The following is a 16,971-nucleotide window of genomic DNA, read 5'->3' as shown; positions in this document are numbered from 1 at the left end:
GGTTAGTCGTCACTCTGGGCCATCCACCAGTCGTCGGCGTGCTCCGAGAGGTTCGTCGGGGAGCGTTCCTGGCCGAGGAACTGCTGTTTGGCGTCGTCGCTTGCGAACTCCGTATCGAGGACGCGGTCGGCGATCTGCTCCACGTCGATGTCGTTGTCCTCGTCGGAGGACACCTTCACCGGACTGGTCCCGTCCTCACCGAACTCGAACTGGACGATCGTGTCCGAGGTGTCCCGGACGGTGCCGTCGTACTGGGTCTCCAGTTCCGAGAGGGCGTTGATCAGCCGACGCTGGAGGTAGCCGGACTTGGACGTACGAACGGCCGTGTCGACCAGCCCCTCGCGGCCACCCATCGCGTGGAAGAAGAACTCCCGCGGGTTCAGGCCGCCCCGGTAGGAGTGTTCCACGAAGCCGTGGGCCTCCGCCGAGAGGTCGTCGGGCTTGTAGTGAGAGAGGGTACGATCCTCGTAGCCGCGGTTGATCCGCTCGCCACGGACCGCCTGCTGGCCGACACAGCCGGCCATCTGGGTCAGGTTCAGCATCGACCCACGCGCACCGGACTCGGCCATGACCACGGCCGGGTTGTCGTCGTCGAAGTGTTCTTCGGCGATGTCACCGGCGCTGTCACGCGCCTTGCCCAGCGTCTGCATGATCTTCATCTCCAGGGTCTCGTCGACCGAACGGCCTGGCAGGGACTCCAGTTCGCCCCGGTCGTAGGTTTCGATGAGTTCCTGGACACGGGCGTACGCGTTCTCGATCGCCTCGTCGATCTGCTCTTCGGCTGCCGGCGAGACCGACTCGTCGTCGATCCCGATCGAGAAGCCAAAGTGCATGATCGAACGCATCGCCAGCGAGGCGACCTCGTTGACGAAGATGCGTGCCCGGGTCTTCGAGTACACCTTGGCGATGGTGTCGACGATCTCCCCGCCGAACGCGCCGACCGCGTCCTCGTCGATGGTCCCATCCAGCAACTGGCCGTTCTCGATCACGACCTCGTCGCCGGCCGAGGAGCGGAACTCGAGGTTGAGTTCGTCGGGCAGGAGTTCCGAGAACACCGTCCGGCCGGTCCAGTACTCGTTGCCGGCGTCGTCGGTGCCGTCGGGTTCGGGCAGTTCGTCGATCCGGGTCGCCCGGAGCAGGTCCAGCGCCTGCGTCTCGTTGAAGTGTGGGTTCTGGTTGGTCAGCAGGTACGTCCCGCTGATGTGGTCCTGGATCGCACCGATGATGTTCTCACCGAACCGGGGCGAGAGCATCTGTTCCTGCACGCGCATCAGGACGCGAGCCTCGGCACGGGCCTCCTCGTTCTGGAGGGCGTGCATATTCATCTCGTCGCCGTCGAAGTCCGCGTTGTACGGCGGGCAGACGGTCGTGTTCAGCCGGAACGTCTTGTACGGCATCACGACGACCTCGTGGGCCATGATCGACATCCGGTGCAGCGACGGCTGCCGGTTGAAGATGATGATGTCCCCGTCGACCAGATGCCGGGAGACTTCCCACTCGGGCTGGACCTTCTCGGCCAGTTCCTCGCAGTTCTTCTCGGTCACCTTGAGGCGACGGCCGTCCGGCCGTTTCACGTAGTTCGCGCCCGGATGCGCTTCCGGCCCGTTGGAGACGTAGCGGCGCGCCTCTTCCAGGTTGCGCTCGTTGACGTTCATCGTCTGGGTCATCTCGGTGGCGACCCGGTCGGGCACACCGACCTCGTTCAGGCTCAGCGTCGGGTCGGGCGAGATTACCGTACGAGCCGAGAAGTTGACACGCTTCCCGGACAGCGAGCCACGGAAGCGCCCCTCCTTGCCCTTCAGGCGCTGAGAGAGGGTCTTCAGCGGCCGGCCGGAACGGTGCCGGGCCGGCGGCGTCCCCGAGATCTCGTTGTCCATGAAGGTGGTGACGTGGTACTGGAGCAGTTCCCAGAGGTCCTCGATGATCAGCTGGGGCGCACCGGCCTCACGGTTCTCCATGAACCGCTGGTTGATCCGGATGATGTCGACCAGCTTGTGCGTGAGGTCGTCTTCGGACCGCTGGCCGTTGTCCAGCGTGATCGACGGCCGGGCCGTGACCGGCGGCACCGGCAGCACGGTCAGGATCATCCACTCGGGCCGGGAGCGCTCGGCGCTGATCCCGAGGACATCGAGGTCCCCGTCCGGGATATCCTCGAACCAGTCCCGGATGTCGCTGGGCATCAGCTTGTTCATGTCCTCCTCGGTTAGGTCCACGTCCAGCGCGCGCTCGATGGCCTTGCGGTCTTCCTCGCGCGGACGGAACTCGCCGGAGAGGATCTCCTGAATCCGGCTCTGGTCGATCCCGGTCTCGTCGGCGAGTTCGACGGGCGAGACGCCCCGGTCGTCCTCGTCGTCGGGGTCGGGCTCCATCGCCTCGGCGATCAGGTCCGGATACTCCGCGGACAGCACCTGCTGGACCTCGTAGTAGGTCGTCGGTTTCTCGTGGTTGATGTCGTACTGCTGGCCGCCACAGAACGGACAGTGGTCCTTCTTGCGGGCCTGTCGGATGGCGGCCTTGGTCACGTCGTTGAGGTCGTTGCTGAGCTCGCGGGCGCGTCGCAGACGACTCGTGAACTCCTCGCGTTCCTCGTCGTTGAGACAGAGCCGCGAACAGTCCCGACAGGTCCCGCGCAGGAGCCGGCGGATGAGCTTCGCGAACCCGACGTGGATGACGGGGGCCGCGAGTTCGATGTGGCCGAAGTGGCCGTTACAGGATCCCGAATGCTTGCCACAGGTCTTGCACTCGAGGCCGGGGTCGATCACGCCCAGCCGCGGGTCCATCAGCCCCATGTCGATGGGGAACCCGTCGTCGTCGTAGGTGTCGGCCGTGATGACCTTCGTGGCACTCATGTCCCGATACTCCTCGGGGTCCATCAGCCCGAAGCTGAGTTCGCCGATCTCTTTGGGTGCGTGCTGACTCATTAGACTGCGTCCTCCAGTTCGATCCGGGGTGCAATCCCGAGCGCTTTCATCTCGTCCAGCAGGAGCTTGAACGCGTAGGACATCTCCACCTCGTGGATGTCGGTCTCCTCCTCACAGTTCGGACAGTAGACGCGCCGTTGCTCGACGTTCTCGACGGCGGTCATGCCACATTCGGCACAGACGTAAATCCACTCGCGGTCGGACTCGTCGAGCAGGCGCTCTTTCAGCGTCATGGCCGCACCGTGCCCGATGAACACGTCCCGTTCCATCTCACCGATACGCAGGCCACCCTCGCGGGCACGCCCCTCGGTAGGCTGGCGGGTCAGGACCTGCACCGGCCCGCGCGAACGGGCGTGCAGTTTGTTCGAGACCATGTGGTAGAGCTTCTGGTAGAAGATCGTCCCGACGAAGATGTCGGCCTCGATCTGTTCTCCGGTGACGCCCGAATACATGATCTCCTTGCCGCTGGACTGGAAGCCGTGTTCCTCCAGCGAGTCGCGGAGTTCGTCCTCGTTCTCGCCGGTAAACGGCGTCCCGTCGACACGCCGGCCCTCCAGCGAGCCGACCTTGCCGCCGAGCATCTCCAGCACGTGGCCCACCGTCATCCGGGAGGGAAGCGCGTGCGGGTTGAGGATCAGGTCCGGCACCACGCCCTCCTCGGTGAAGGGCATGTCCTCCTGGGGTGCGATGTGACCGACGACCCCCTTCTGACCGTGTCGCGACGCGAACTTGTCCCCGAGTTCGGGGATCCGCTCGTCGCGCACCTTGACCTTCGAGAGCTTGGAGCCGTCTTCGCCCTCCATGAGCGTGACGGTGTCGACGACACCGCTCTCGCCGGAACGCATCGTAACCGACGTTTCACGGCGCTTCTGCGGGGAGAGCCCACCCATGTCGTCCGGTTCTTCCAAAAAGCGGGGCGGCGAGGTCTTCCCCAGCAGGACGTCGTTCTCGCCGACCCGTGTCTCGGGGTTGACGAGACCGTCCTCGTCGAGGTGGGTGTAGGCCTCTTCCCCGCGTGCGCCGCGCACGTCGTCCTCGGGGACCTCGAAACGGTCCTCCTGGCCGCCGGGATAGCGGCGTTCCTCGCCCTCGTAGGTCCGGAAGAAATGGGAGCGAGCCAGCGCCCGGTCGACCGAGCCACCGTTGAGCACCAGGGCGTCCTCGATGTTGAACCCCTCGTAGCTCATCACGGCGACGACGAAGTTCTGGGCCGCCGGCCGGTCGTCGTACCCGATCTGTTCGGTGGTCTGGGTCTTGACCATCGACAGCTGGGGGTAGTGCAGCAGGTGCTGGCGCGTGTCCGGCCGGATCCGGTAGTTCGCGCTCGGCAGTCCCAGCGACTGCTTGATCATCCCCGACCCCATCGTAATGCGGGGGCTGGCGTTGTGTTCGGGGTAGGGAATCATCCCCGCACCGATCCCGAAGATCAGCTGGGGGTCGACTTCGAGGTGCGTGTGATCCTCGGTCACGTCGTCCTCGTCGACGGCGACGAGGATGTCTTCTTCCTCCTCGGCGTCGATGAACTCGACGTAACCTCGGTCGACCAGTTCGTCGAAGCCGAGTTCACCGGCCTTGAGCGCGGCGACCTCCTCGTCCGAAATGAGGGGTTCGCCGTCCTCGACGACGATCAGCGGGCGGCGCGCCCGCCCGGCGTCGGCGTTGACGATGACCTCGTCGGTGCGATCTTTCACCGAGACGTTGACCATCTCGCTGACGTCGCCCCGGCGGCGGGCCTGTCGAATGTCCTCTGCGAGCTTCTCCGGTTCGGGGTGTGTCCCGACCAGACTGCCGTTGACGTATACTTTCGCGTCTCGTCCTTGACTCATATTAGTCGTCCGCTGGCTGCTGTTCGATGGACTCGATGCCCGGGATCCCCGAGACGCCCATCGACGCGAGTTCGTGTTTCAGTTCCTGTTCGTCCTCGATGTTCTGTGACAGCTCCATCGCCTGCGCGAAGTTCTTCACCAGCCCACAGTTGGGGCCTTCCGGCGTCTCGGAGGGACAGATCCGCCCCCACTGAGTCGCGTGCAGGTCACGCGCCTCGAAGTGGGGCTGACTGCGCGAGAGCGGCGAGCGCAGGCGGCGCAGGTGCGAGAGGACCCCCATGTAGTCCGTCCGGTCCACGAGTTGGGACACGCCGGACCGGCCGCCTACCCAGTTCCCCGTCGCGATCGGGTGTTCGAGCCGCTCGGTCAGTACGTCCGACCGAACGACCGTGGACACCGACAGCTGCCGGTTGCGCATATTCGCGCGTTCGAGCTGGTACTTCACGTCCCGTGCCAGCTTGTTCAGCGCCGTCCGGAACAGGTCCTTCATCAGGTCGCCACTGACCTTCAGGCGCTTGTTGGCGTAGTGGTCCTTGTCGTCCGATTCGCGCCGGCCCAGCGCCAGCTCGAAGCAGGCCTCGGCCATCCGGCAGAGGTAGTACGCCTTGTTGATCCGGACCTCCTCCTCGTCGACCCCGTCCTCGTGGAGGTGAGGCAGGAGGTACCGGTCGATCACGTAGTTCGCCCGCTTCAGCTGGTAGTTCTTGCCCTGACCACTGGCGACGCGTTTCCCGAGCGTCTCGATGGCCTCCTCGGTCGTCTGGACGTCGGCCTCCTCCAGGTTCTCGAGCATGAACTTCACGATCTCGGGGTCGTCGCTGACCCGGTGGACGATCTCCTCGTCCGATTCCAGGCCGAGCGCGCGCACGAGCGTGACGAAGTTGATGCTCCCCGAGACCGACGGGAACGAAACTTCCAGGATGCCGTCCCGGGTCCGCTCACAGAGCACGAGGGCGCGGTAGCCCCGGCGCTGGGAGAAGGTCTTGGCGACCTGAATCTCGTCGCCGTACTTGGTGTCGTACTCGGCGAGGATCTTGTTCGGCGCGAGGTCCTCGCTGGTCATCAGGACCCGCTCGGAGCCGTTGACACAGAAGTAGCCGCCGGGGTCGGCCGGGTCTTCACCGATATCGATCAGTTCGTTCTCGGTGAACCCGGAGATGTTACACTTGTTCGACCCGACCATGATCGGCATCCGGCCGATCTTGGTCTCGGTCTGGTCGACGACGTGTTCCTCTTCCTCCTTGCCGCCCTTGATGATCCGCATCTCCATGAACACCGGCGCGGCGTAGGTGATGTTCCGGAGTCGGGCTTCCTGGGGATAGAGCAGTTCCTCGGAGCCGTCGGCTTCCCGAACGCGGGGCGTGACGACGCGTACGTCACCGAGTTCGACGTAGACCGGCTCCTCGCCCTCCTTGTCGCCGATGTCGGTTTCGATGGTCTCTTTCTCGTCGACCACTTCCTGCATCCCCCGGTCGAGGAAGGCATTGAACGACCGGAAGTGGTGTTCTGCGAGCCGTTCTCTCGAAAAGTACTCACGCGAAATCGCGCGTCTGTCGTCGATTCTCATTTATTCCACCACGAGCCGGTATACGACTGCCTGATCCGTCGTGCGGGAGTCACGGACGATCTCGATCACGTCGCCCACGTCGGCCCCGTCGGGCAGAGCCGGGTCCGCACGCTTGATCTTCGGCAGGTCTGTTCGGTCGATGTTGTACTCCTGAAGCACGTCCTCGAGGTCCTCGTCGTCGAGAACGTTGTGTTCCGGTACGAGTTCGTGTTCGCTTACGTCTACCATGTGTGGCCTGGCTGGCTGGAGAAGGTTGCTGTCACGAGATACTACAGCGTCCTTGCGGTGGGGCCCATTTAAGACTTGTCAAAACCCGCCGAGCGGCGCTATGCGACCCCCGTCGCCGGGGACAGAACAGGCGTGTTCACCCGTCAGTACGAGAACTGCGCACATAGGAGTTTGGGTTATTGTGAGTTTTTCACACGATCTCCCCCGAGGATGGGTCGTGGGAACGGGTGACGACGCCGGTCGCATTGGAAAGCCTTAATACTGCAACCCGGATACGATGAAATGCGTTCGCCCGGATGGTGTAGTGGCCCATCATACGACCCTGTCACGGTCGTGACGCGGGTTCAAATCCCGCTCCGGGCGTACTTTTGCGACGAACGAATCCGTGAGTCACAGATATGCCAAGCGGATCTGAACCAGAGAGCGGTTTTGCTGCGACTGTGGTTCAAGTTCCGACCGACTCCGTCGGTCGGCGTACACGGGGGAGACTGCGTACTCTCGCTCCGGACATACGTTTCGACGGCGGGGCTCGTGAGCCAGCTTCGGGTACGAGGATTGAAACCAGAGACCGAAGCAACCGCTACCGGATGGGGAACACGAAAGACAGGGGAGATACGACCGAGGCGAGGATCATCCACGCACTGATCGCTCGGGGATACAGCGTCTCGATACCGTTCGGTGACAACGACAGCTACGATCTGGTCGTCGATTCCACGCCGGGGCTGCACCGGGTCCAGTGCAAAACCGGATGGATCGAAGACGGTTGCGTTCGGTTCAAAACGGCCAGTAAGACGACCGTAGACGGTGACGTGGTTGCAAAAGAGTACGGCGACTCGATCGACGCGTTCGCGATCCGGTGTAAGGACACCGATCGGCTGTACTGGGTTCCTGAGACGAGAGCGGGAAAGAAAAACACCTACCTCCGGGTGGACGATCCAGAGATCGATCACCCGAGTGTCAACGACGCCGCGGCGTTCAGGTTCGACGACGCACTCCCGTAGTTCGAATCGGTAGCGGCGAGGGGTCGAGTCGGACGGCCCCGATTCCCACGGCCGAGAACGGAGGCCAAAGCGTATAGTAACGGGAGGCGCTACTGCGGATATGAACAGCCGAGACGACGCGCCTCGGGAGATGCCGAAGGCGCTGGTCGAGGACTACCTCCAGCAGGAAGCGGGGACGCGCGCGTTTCTCGACGATCTGCAGAAGCTGGCGGCCGAGGGGCGACACGGGACGGTCCGCGAGCGGTTGCGCGAGTTCGCCGAGCACTCCCAGGGAGCCTTCTTCGCGGTCGCGTTGAGTCTCGGGGGGTCGGCGCAGTTCTTCGCGGACGTGGAGGCCCAGATGGACGTCGAGACGGGTCAGAAGCTCCGGGATCTGAAAGAGACCTACGGGAATCTGGCCGACGAGTTCAGCATCGTCCGCTCGGAACAGACCAAAGAGCGGCACAACCCGGTGACGAGTCTGAGTACGGCGACGACCTACCAGGGCGAGGAGGAGGTGCCACTGGTCGAGTACACGCCCCTGTCGGGCGAAGTGGAGCTGTACGAGGGCCGGGAATCACCCGAGGAGATTCTCCAGATCGCGCACTTTCTGGTGCGGTCGACGACGGACGCGCTGGACGTGGCCCTGGAGAGCGACCAGCCGGTCAACACGGAGGAGTTGAGCGCACTGATCGACCGGCGCGAGGAACTGGAGTCGGAATTGGGGGCGCTGCGCGACCAGATCGACGAGTTGCGGCGGACGCCGGTGGACGAGTAGCGGGCGCTCCGAACGGAGTGAGGAGCGCCGAGCGAGCGAACGGGCGCGAAGCGCCCGTGAGCAGCGGGCGACGGGACCGCAGGGAGCGTCGCCGAACGAGCGAGCGGCGACGCATGGAGCCGCGAGCAGGGAGATTCGAGCGGAGCGAAGAATCTCCGGAATTGCGAGCGGTCTCTGACCGCTGCTCGAACGGGCAACGCCCGTGAGAGCGAAGCGAGCCGTGAGTAGCGGGCGGCCGAGCGTAGTGAGGACGACCAGCGGGAGTCCGCAAACAGCCGAGCGAACGGCGACACCGCCGCCGGGCCGCCCGTCGCGGGTGTCACGAAGGTGTGACAGACGATGACGTTCCGGCGTCGAGGGAGATACAAGAATTATATGTCGCGGGTGGGTACTCCTGTGAAGACACCCCAGTATGGACGAGCGACTCAGGAACCAGGTGGAGAAGGAGCGCCGAGATCTGACGATCCTGCGGGCGGTCATCGCGGACGGGCCGATCGGGATCGTCAAGCTATCGGATCGGACGGACGTCCCCGAACACAAGGTGCGGTACTCGTTGCGAATGCTGGAAAACGACGAGTTCATCGAGCCGACGCCGGAGGGTGCAGTGCCGGCCGAGGACATCGGCGAGCGACTCGAACGCGTCAACGAGGGCATCGAGGAGTTGGTCGGTCGGCTGGAGCGCGTCCGCGACGACGAGGTTCGAATGGACGACGATATCGGCGCGGACGAAAGCCGCAACGACGAGGTCGCCGTCGACGAATCGTGAGCGGGGCCGGGGCGGCAGTCGTCCTGACACAGCAGGAACATTCATGAGGGCGAGTTTACACGTAACAGCATGGACGTGACAGACGCCGCCGGGGAGTGTACGGCGGTACTCGACGAGGTACAGTCGGCGGTCATCACGGACCGGACGTTTCTGGAGCGGGTGTTGACGGGGATTCTGGCACGGGGGCACGTGCTGTTCGAGGACGTGCCTGGTGTCGGCAAGACACTCACCGCGCGCAGTCTCGCGACGGCGCTCGGGCTGGAGTTCTCCCGGGTCCAGTTCACCCCCGACCTCCTCCCCTCGGACGTGACCGGCACGAACGTCTACAACGAGGGCGACGGGAGCTTCGAGTTCGCGGAGGGACCGATCTTCGCCAACGTGGTGCTGGCCGACGAGATCAATCGTGCACCGCCCAAGACCCAGGCCGCGCTGCTGGAGGCCATGGAGGAGCGCCAGGTCACGGTCGACGGCGAGACCTACCAGCTCCCGGAGCCGTTTTTCGTCATGGCGACCCAGAACCCCGTCGAGCAGGAGGGGACGTTCGCGCTGCCGGAGGCCCAGCGCGATCGCTTCATGATCAAGAGTTCGATGGGGTACCCCGAGCGAGACGGTGAACTCGAACTGCTGGATCGGCGGGCGAGTCGCACCGCGCAGGCGCCGAGTGTCGGGCCGGTGGTCGATCCGGAGACGGTCCGTGACCTGCAACAGGTGCCCGAGTCGGTGACCGTCGAGCGGAAAGTCCGCGAGTACGTGGTCGACCTTGGCCGGGCGACACGGATGGACGAGCGCGTCGAGGTGGGCGTCTCACCGCGGGGTATCCAGCGGCTGTTCGAGGCCGTCCGCGCCTACGCGACCATCGCCGGCCGCGACTACGTGGTACCCGACGACGTAAAGCAGGTGGCCGACGCGGTGTTCGCCCACCGGCTCGTGTTGACCGCCGAATCGAGTGTCCGGTCGGTCTCGAAGCGGAGAGTGTTGGAGGACGTGCTGGACCGGGTCGAAGTGCCGACCGTCGACGAGTAGCTCACTCCCGGAGCGACGACAGCAGGACGATCGTCGTGCCGAAGGCGAGGATCACCGCGCCAGCCGCGAGCGTCGTGTCCGGGACCGACGGCACGAGCAGGTCGCTGGCGACCAACAGGGCGAGCAGGAAGGCACCGACGACCGCCAGCAGGCCGACGACGAGACTCGCGCCGACGTGGACGAGTTCGCCTCGCGTCGTCGTCGCACCGTCCGGAAGTTCTTCGCGGAGGCTGGTCGCGAACTCGCCAGTGTCCCAGACGACCAGGGCGGCCGCGACCGCGAAGAAGGCGGCAAGCGACGACCCGCCGAAGAGGACGAGCAGGAGGGCAAGCGCGAACACGGCGGCGCTGGCGAGGGTCGGCCCGAGCGCCCGTTCTGGGAGGATCGGCGAGCTCACCAGCACGGACAGGGAGACGAAGGCGATTCCGGCGAAGATGAGCGCGCCGAACGCGACGACCAGCACGGCCGTGACGACGCCCCCGCCGAGCAGCGACTCGACGGTCGGGCGGACACTCGCTGGCGCGCGCGCGAGCAGTTCGTCGGTGCTGATCAGCAGGTCGGCGACGACACCGAAGAGGAATGCGGTCGTGAACGCGCCCAGCGGCGGCATCCCCTGCCGGAGCAGGTCGGCCTCGGAGAGCCGGCGGACGCGCCGCCGGAGTCGCTCGCTGACGAGGATGGCCGCCATCGTCCCGATAGCGAGGACGAACAGGATACGGACCCAGACGGTCGTTAGCAACCAGACGACGGGCACGGCGACCGTCCCGAACCGGGCGGCGAGCGCCGCCGGCGTGGCCACTCCGGCGACGACTGCGACGGTGACCAGGGCGATGGCACCGCCGGTGGCCGCCAGCAGGGCCCACCCCAGCCGACCCACGAGCCGGTCGAGTCTGGCCGTCACCATCGGACGCTGACGCGGCGGGAACAGCTTCACCACGGGGATCGACCGCAGGACCACCCGGAACAGAAAGAGCAAGAGGAGGACGTACAGCACGAAGGTTAGCAGTGCCGCGCTGCCGGTCGGGGCCAGAAGCGAGCGCCCGAGCGCGAGCAGCGGATCGGGGCTGTCGACGACCAGTCGGGCCAGCGAGCGGATCACGGATTCCCAGGCGGCGATGGCGACGACCACGACCTGGGCGACGGTCAGCGGGACGAGCATCCCGACGAACCGCATGAACGAACCCGCCAGGACCGCGCCCTCGTCGAGGGGGACGGCGGTCAACACCGCACCGAACCCGCTCCCCACGAGCAACAGGACGGTCACGCCCGCGAGGTGGCCCGCTGGCTGGGCCACGTCGAGTCCGAACGCGACGCCGACACCGAGCGCGATGGCCAGCCCCATCGAGGCAGGCGTCAGGAGCGCGCCGGCGGCGAACAGCACGGGAACGCGCTCGCTCCGGAGGGCGTACAGCCCGGCCGCCAGCAGGACGCCCGAGACGGACGACACCAGCGCGAGTCGGACGCCGAGCAACTGCCAGCCGACGAGCACCGCCGCGAGGACGGCGACGACGCCGCCGGCAAGCGCCGATAGTTGCACCCCCGCGGCGGTCTCGGCGAGGGTGGCGACCACCCCGTCGCCGGTACCGAGGCGGGGCAGTACCGCCTCGTCGCGGGTGCGAGAACCGCCGTCGGTCGCCCGCTCGTCGCTCATCGGTCCCACCCCCGCGTGGTCGTCAGCACGTCCGCGAGCGCGACCTGGAGCGGCGTCCCGGGTTGCCAGTCTGTGGCCGCGACGCCCAGCCGTTCGAGGTCGGTCAGCCGAAGGCGGCGCTGTACGTCGGCCACCGCCTGCCCCGGCGTCGGATGGGCACCGTCGCCGGGTCCGGTGACGTTCGGACTGAGGACGGTCACGGCGTGGCGGTTCGACAGCAGCGTCTCGACGACATCGATCGGCACGTCGTCGACAAGCGGAGTACAGAGCACGACCTGCGCGTGCGCGGGCAACCACTCCGCGAGTCGCAGGCCAAGCGCCGCCCCGTCGGGGTCGGCGGTGTCGTCGACCCCGGTCTCGGGCTCCTCCTGGGCAGTCTCGGAGCCGGCACCGTCGGTCGCGACCGGCGTCCGCGCGGCGTCGGACGCGGTCGACTCCGTGCCGTCACCTCCGACCCGGTCGAAGAGATCCGACGCGGCCGACTCCGTGGCGGCCCCCCGGCCCGGCGAGACCCAGTCCCGATCCGCCCCGGGCGAGAGCGTCGTGACGCCGACCCGGTGGCCCGTCTCGGTGAGCGTCACCAGTCCCTGCGAGGCGGCGTAGAGGACGTAATCGAGCGCCGACGGCCCGCCCTGGGGCGGCTGACAATGCGCGTCCGGACGGTCGTCGACGACGAACACGACGGCGGCGGCCCGCTCCTGCCGGTAGGTCACGGTCGCGAGTTCGCCCGTGCGAGCCAGGCGTCGCCAGTCGACGTGTGAGAGGGGGTCGCCACGCCGGTACTCACGGATGGCGTGGAACTCGATGCCGTCGCCGCCGGTGTCGGTCGGGGCCTGGCCCGCGAACGGCGTCGTCAGGTCCTGCAACGGGAACTCGTCGAGCAACGTGGTACAGCGCAGGGTGTCGTCGCCGTCGGGTGCGAGCGTCGTCGTCCCCGTGACAGTCCCGGCGAGACTGCGCCCCCGGACCGCGACGGTCCCGAACTCGTGGGCCCCACGCGGCGGGCGGACCTCGTAGGAGACGGTGGCCGACTCGTCGGGGCGGAGCGCGATGGCCCCGGCCGGCGATCCGTCGGCGACGGCCACGTCTTCGGGGACGCCATCGACCAGTCGGAGGTCGGGGATCGGGCGGTCGCCGGTGTTCTCCACGGAGAGGGTTACCGTCACCGTGTCGCCGGGGTCGACGTGGTCGTCGTCGAACGTCCGCTCGATGGCCAGCGACGGCGGCCCGAGACCGGTGACGTGGCCGTAAACGACGTACGCGAGCGGAATCGTCGCCATCAGGAAGAAGACGTGGTCGCCCACGTACAGGCCGAGGGCGCTAGCAAAGAGCGCCCCGACCAGCGCGCCGTGCCAGCGGGCGACTCGCATCACGTGTCGGTCACCTCCGTACGGGTCGCCGAGCCGTCCCGCGCGGCGGTCTCGGTAGGGGCCGTCTCGTCCGCGGTCCAGGTCCGCTCGGTTGCCGACGCCGTATCGCCGTCGGTCTCGCCTTCGAGCGCGTAGATCGCCCGGAGTGTCCGGATCGTCTGGCGGTGGAAGGCACCGTGTTCGCTGAGCATATCCTCGAACCAGCGGCGAAGCGGCACGTCGGGCGCGTCGGCCCCGCCGACGAACGCCGCGGCGGCGCGGTCGTCGGTCCAGGCACCCGTCTCGACGGCACGGGCGGCCGTCTCCCAGTCACACCGGTGGGTGCGCTGGTACACGTCGGTCGCCAGCCGCCGGAGGTCCTCGCGGACGACCGCCTCGCTGTCGGGCGACCGGGCGTCGACACGCTGGACCGCCGCCAGTCGTTCGTCGAACGTCTCGCCGACGACCGGTCCGGGCACGTCACGCGCCGTCGGGTCGCCGTCGACGGGCAACGGCGGCGGGCGCGAAGCCGTCGTCGAGGACCACAGCCCCTGCACGACGGCGATCAGCCCGGCGATCACTGCGAGGCCGGCCAGTCCGACCGTCCCCGTCAGTGTGTCCATCACCGCCGCCAGTTGCGACCGGGGGACTGGCAAGAGCCCGGGCGCGAGGACGATCGCAGCCGCAGTGAGCAACACGGCCCCCGCCGCACCGACCAGCAGGCGCGTCCGGGCGGTCACGACCGCTCACCGTCCTCGGGTTCGCTCGCGTCACTCGCTTCGCCCGGGGCGCCACCATCGGTTGCCGTTGCACCCTCGGAATCGTCGTCGGACGCTGGCGTCAGTTCCCGCCGAGCGTCGTCCACGGCGTCGACGTATTCGTCCGGGTCGCGCCGGCCGTACTCTACGTCCCGGATCGCATCCCGGAGCGTCCGGACGGCGGTTCGGGGAAAGCCGGCGTCGACGCCCTCGCGGGCGAGTTCGCCGGGCGTTTTCGTCCGGTGATCGGCGACGGGCACCTGCTCACGGAACTCCCGCCAGGCGCGCCGGACCCGTTCACGGGCCGCCGGCGCGTCCGTGGGCGTGCCTGCAGTCGTCGCCGTCGCCCCGTCGGGTTCGGCCGCCGCGTCACCGCCGGGCAGTGAGTCACGAACCCCGGCGAGCAAACCCCGAATCGCGGCCAGCAGTCGAGCGAGGAGGGCTCGCGGTCCGGGGAGCCGACCGAGGTCGGTTTTGCGGGCGCGGACGGCGGCCGCGAGTTCACACGCCAGCGCCGCGAGTGTGTCGCGGACCCGGCGCAGAAACGCAGGGAGCGCGGCCAGCAGTGCCTCGCCGCGAACCGCGAGCGCAACCAGCGCAGAGACGAACGCACCCGAGAGCCAGTGGAGCGCGACCCGGACCTGCTCGCGCAGCGAGCGGCCGGCGGCGAGCGCACGCCGACGGAGCAGGTAGGCACCGGCCAGCACCCCGAGCGCGAAGAGAGAGACGAGCCCAGCCGTCAGGAACCGCATCCGCACGGGCTGGGTCTCGGTAAGGCCGGCGGGCGTCTCGGCGGTCACCGTGGCCCCGGGCGCGAGCGGGAGCGAGACTTTTGCCGTCCCGCCCTCGCCGGTCTCGACGGTCGAATCGCCGACGCCGACGGTCGCGCCGGAGACCGGCTCACCGCCGTCGGTGACCGAGACGGTGACCGACAGGCCCGGCAGGGCGAATCCCGACACGTCGACACTGAGGTTGGCGAGTTCGAGTGACCGGTTGCCGGCGGCCTCGCCGCGTTCGACCCGAACCGAGGCGCGTTCGCTCACCGGGAGCGACACGTCGAGTCGGCCGTCGGCGTCGGTCCGGCCGGCGGTCGTACCGTTGACCGACACGTTCGCGCCGGGGACCGGCCGGCCGGCGATGGTCGCGTTGACCGTCACCGTCTCGCCGGGGCCGGGGTCGCCCTCGATCCCCACGGCGACGTCCGTGGGCACGTCGAACGAGCGGGTCGTGTTGGTCTCGGTGCCCGCCGCGCGCTGGCGCGGTGTCCCCGTCGGGTTCCCGAGGGCGAGCGCGGCGCTGCCCGCGGGCGCGGCGGTTTCGTCGGGGACCGTGACCGTCACGTCGAGCGTCGCCGAGAAGGGGACCGTTCCGGTGACCAGCCCCGACGCGTTGGTGGTGCCGATCCGGCGGCCGTCGAACGCGACGGCCACGTCGGCCAGCGGGTCGCCGTCGCGCTCGACGCGGACCGCGACGGACTGGCCGGGGACGGGATCGGACACGAGCGACACCTGCACGCTCGACGCGCCGTCCACGTCGAAGGTCTCGCCCGGACTGCCCGACTCGGTGTGGTTGTACGTCTCGGCGATCTCGGTGCCGTTACGGTCGGTGTCGTTCCCGCCGTCGTCGGCCCCGGACTGGCCGCCGGCGGGCGACTGGCCGCCGGGGGAGCCCCCGCCCTCGTTCGGACGGAAGGGGTTGCCGCCGTCCTCGCGGCTGGCGGATTCGAGGAAGCGGCGGGCGGCGGCCTCGGCGTTACCGTTCTCGGCGGCGCGCTGGTAGGCGCGGAACTCGCTGGCCAGCCGACTCCGGCCGGGCGTGGGGTCGAACCGCACCCAGCCCGTGTCGGGGACGTACACCTCGACCCACGCGTGGGCGTTCATCGCGCGCACGAGGTACGTCCCGTTGGCGCGTGGTTCGCCCGTCGAGTAGCCGACGACGTACCGCGCCGGGATGTCCTGAGTCCGCAGCATGACCGCCATCGTGCTGGCGAAGTACTCGCAGTAGCCACGCTCCATCTCGAAGACGAACTGGTCGGCCACGTCGCCCCCCTCGTGGCTGGCGTTCAGGGAGTACCCCTTGTTCGACTCCAGCCAGGACTCGATGGCGACGGCCGCGCCGTAAGGCGACTCCGTGTCGGCCGTCAGGTCGTCGGTGAACGACCGGAGGCGGTCGGGCGTCGAGTCGGGGAGATCGGTGTATCGGTCCTCGATCCCGTCGGGGTAGTCGGTCCCGGCGGCCCGAAGTCGGGCGGGGTCCCGGGGCGGTGCCGCGCTGGTCACCGTGTAGGTGGCGTTCGCCGGGAGCCGGTTCCCTGTGTACTGCAGGCCGCCCTGATCGGTCAGCCGGACGTTCTCCGTGCGCGGGCCGTCCACGTCGACTGGTTCCCAGGCCGCCGGGAGTGCCGAGGCCGACCGGAGCAGGCGGTACTCCTGGGTGATCGTGCGCCGGTCCTCGGCGGCGACGCCCGGGCGACGCGGCCAGGCGGCGCGGTTCGCCTCGCCCTGCCCGGTCCAGCCGGTCCCGGTGTAGCGCGCGTACGCCCCCGTCCGCCAGTAGGTCGCGGCGGAGCTCCGGACGAGGAAGTGTGGTTCGGAAGACTGACTCCGGAGGCTGTCCGACAGCGGCGAGCCCTGCGAGCCGACGCCCGTCCGCTGGCCCGGGTTCAACGCGCCGAACCCGCTCCCACCGCCTGAGCCGGGAGTCTGCGTGCCGGCCCCCGAACCGGGCGTCCCGCCGGCTCCCGAGAGCGAGCCCATCAGCCCGTCGACCAGCGAGGCCTGTCCACCGGAGCCACCGCTGGCGGACCCGCCCGCCCGGCCGGAGAGGACTTCGCCGAGTGCGCCGCTCCCGTCGGCCGAGCCCGCCTCGCCGGAGGCGTTGCCGGGGAGCAACGACCGCCCGGGCGCGTCGGCCCCCACCGTCGGCAAGACGATGGCGACCAGAACGAACCCGGCGATGGCCAGGAGGGCGATCGCCGTGTGTGCCCGCTCGCGTGACGCCGTCTCCGCGTCGGATGCCATAGTGAATATCGTCGCCGGCGGACCACCCCCGCGTGCCCCGCGAGCCGCCCGCCGGTACGCTCTACCTGATTCAGCGGCAGGAGGGAATTAAACATTCGGTACGA

12 protein-coding genes and 1 tRNA gene are annotated in these 16,971 nt (G+C 68.0%); 5 read left to right on the top strand and 8 right to left on the bottom strand.

From position 1 onward, the window contains the following. Window positions 1–2: 2 nt before the first annotated feature. From BMX17_RS16050 to BMX17_RS16035, 4 genes are read right to left on the bottom strand one after another with little or no spacing between them, the layout of a single operon-like run. Window positions 3–2,921 (bottom strand): DNA-directed RNA polymerase subunit A', encoded by a 2,919-nt coding sequence (locus BMX17_RS16050; protein WP_092661920.1) that lies wholly within the window; start codon window positions 2,919–2,921, stop codon window positions 3–5. Further along, complete coding sequence (rpoB, locus tag BMX17_RS16045) at window positions 2,921–4,747, bottom strand: DNA-directed RNA polymerase subunit B (protein WP_092661918.1); 1,827 nt, start codon at window positions 4,745–4,747, stop codon at window positions 2,921–2,923. The genes BMX17_RS16050 and rpoB overlap by 1 nt, the downstream gene beginning before the upstream one ends. A gap of 1 nt (window position 4,748) precedes the next feature. Next, window positions 4,749–6,314, bottom strand: coding sequence for a DNA-directed RNA polymerase subunit B'' (locus BMX17_RS16040; protein WP_092661915.1), 1,566 nt, complete (start codon window positions 6,312–6,314; stop codon window positions 4,749–4,751). Further along, window positions 6,315–6,542 carry a DNA-directed RNA polymerase subunit H gene (locus tag BMX17_RS16035; protein ID WP_092661913.1) on the bottom strand — a complete coding sequence of 76 codons (228 nt, stop codon included), beginning with the start codon at window positions 6,540–6,542 and terminating at the stop codon, window positions 6,315–6,317. It lies immediately after the preceding gene. Window positions 6,543–6,832: 290 nt separating this feature from the next. On the opposite strand from BMX17_RS16035, the gene BMX17_RS16030 reads away from it, so the two are divergent. The 5 genes from BMX17_RS16030 (at window position 6,833) to BMX17_RS16010 (ending at window position 10,089) form a co-directional block, all read left to right on the top strand. Next, a tRNA-Asp gene (locus BMX17_RS16030) sits at window positions 6,833–6,905 on the top strand. A gap of 224 nt (window positions 6,906–7,129) precedes the next feature. Continuing rightward, entirely contained in the window at window positions 7,130–7,543 is a 414-nt protein-coding gene (locus BMX17_RS16025; RefSeq protein ID WP_092661911.1) for a group I intron-associated PD-(D/E)XK endonuclease, read from the top strand. Between the two features lie 100 nt (window positions 7,544–7,643). After that, on the top strand, window positions 7,644–8,300 hold the full coding sequence (locus tag BMX17_RS16020) for a hypothetical protein (protein WP_092661909.1): 657 nt from the start codon (window positions 7,644–7,646) through the stop codon (window positions 8,298–8,300). A 412-nt stretch (window positions 8,301–8,712) separates the two neighbouring features. Then, window positions 8,713–9,066, top strand: coding sequence for a winged helix-turn-helix transcriptional regulator (locus BMX17_RS16015; RefSeq protein WP_139203551.1), 354 nt, complete (start codon window positions 8,713–8,715; stop codon window positions 9,064–9,066). 69 nt (window positions 9,067–9,135) lie between these two features. After that, the gene (locus tag BMX17_RS16010; RefSeq protein WP_092661907.1) at window positions 9,136–10,089 is read left to right on the top strand and encodes an AAA family ATPase; all 954 of its coding nucleotides are present in this window, start codon (window positions 9,136–9,138) and stop codon (window positions 10,087–10,089) included. A gap of 1 nt (window position 10,090) precedes the next feature. On the opposite strand, the gene BMX17_RS16005 is transcribed toward BMX17_RS16010, so the two are convergent. From BMX17_RS16005 to BMX17_RS15990, 4 genes are read right to left on the bottom strand one after another with little or no spacing between them, the layout of a single operon-like run. Continuing rightward, the gene (locus tag BMX17_RS16005) at window positions 10,091–11,740 is read right to left on the bottom strand and encodes a DUF7519 family protein (RefSeq protein ID WP_092661905.1); all 1,650 of its coding nucleotides are present in this window, start codon (window positions 11,738–11,740) and stop codon (window positions 10,091–10,093) included. Further along, the gene (locus BMX17_RS16000) at window positions 11,737–13,110 is read right to left on the bottom strand and encodes a DUF58 domain-containing protein (protein WP_092661903.1); all 1,374 of its coding nucleotides are present in this window, start codon (window positions 13,108–13,110) and stop codon (window positions 11,737–11,739) included. Before BMX17_RS16000 ends, BMX17_RS16005 begins: the two co-directional genes overlap by 4 nt. After that, window positions 13,110–13,829 carry a DUF7269 family protein gene (locus tag BMX17_RS15995; RefSeq protein ID WP_092661901.1) on the bottom strand — a complete coding sequence of 240 codons (720 nt, stop codon included), beginning with the start codon at window positions 13,827–13,829 and terminating at the stop codon, window positions 13,110–13,112. Before BMX17_RS15995 ends, BMX17_RS16000 begins: the two co-directional genes overlap by 1 nt. Continuing rightward, entirely contained in the window at window positions 13,826–16,867 is a 3,042-nt protein-coding gene (locus BMX17_RS15990; RefSeq protein WP_092661899.1) for a transglutaminase domain-containing protein, read from the bottom strand. The genes BMX17_RS15995 and BMX17_RS15990 overlap by 4 nt, the downstream gene beginning before the upstream one ends. Window positions 16,868–16,971 lie beyond the last annotated feature (104 nt).

Source organism: Halorientalis persicus, assembly GCF_900110215.1.
GTDB classification, from domain to species: Archaea; Halobacteriota; Halobacteria; order Halobacteriales; family Haloarculaceae; genus Halorientalis; species Halorientalis persica.
The sequence above is the reverse complement of the archived record's forward strand: the minus strand, read 5'-3'. Positions and strand labels throughout refer to the sequence as shown.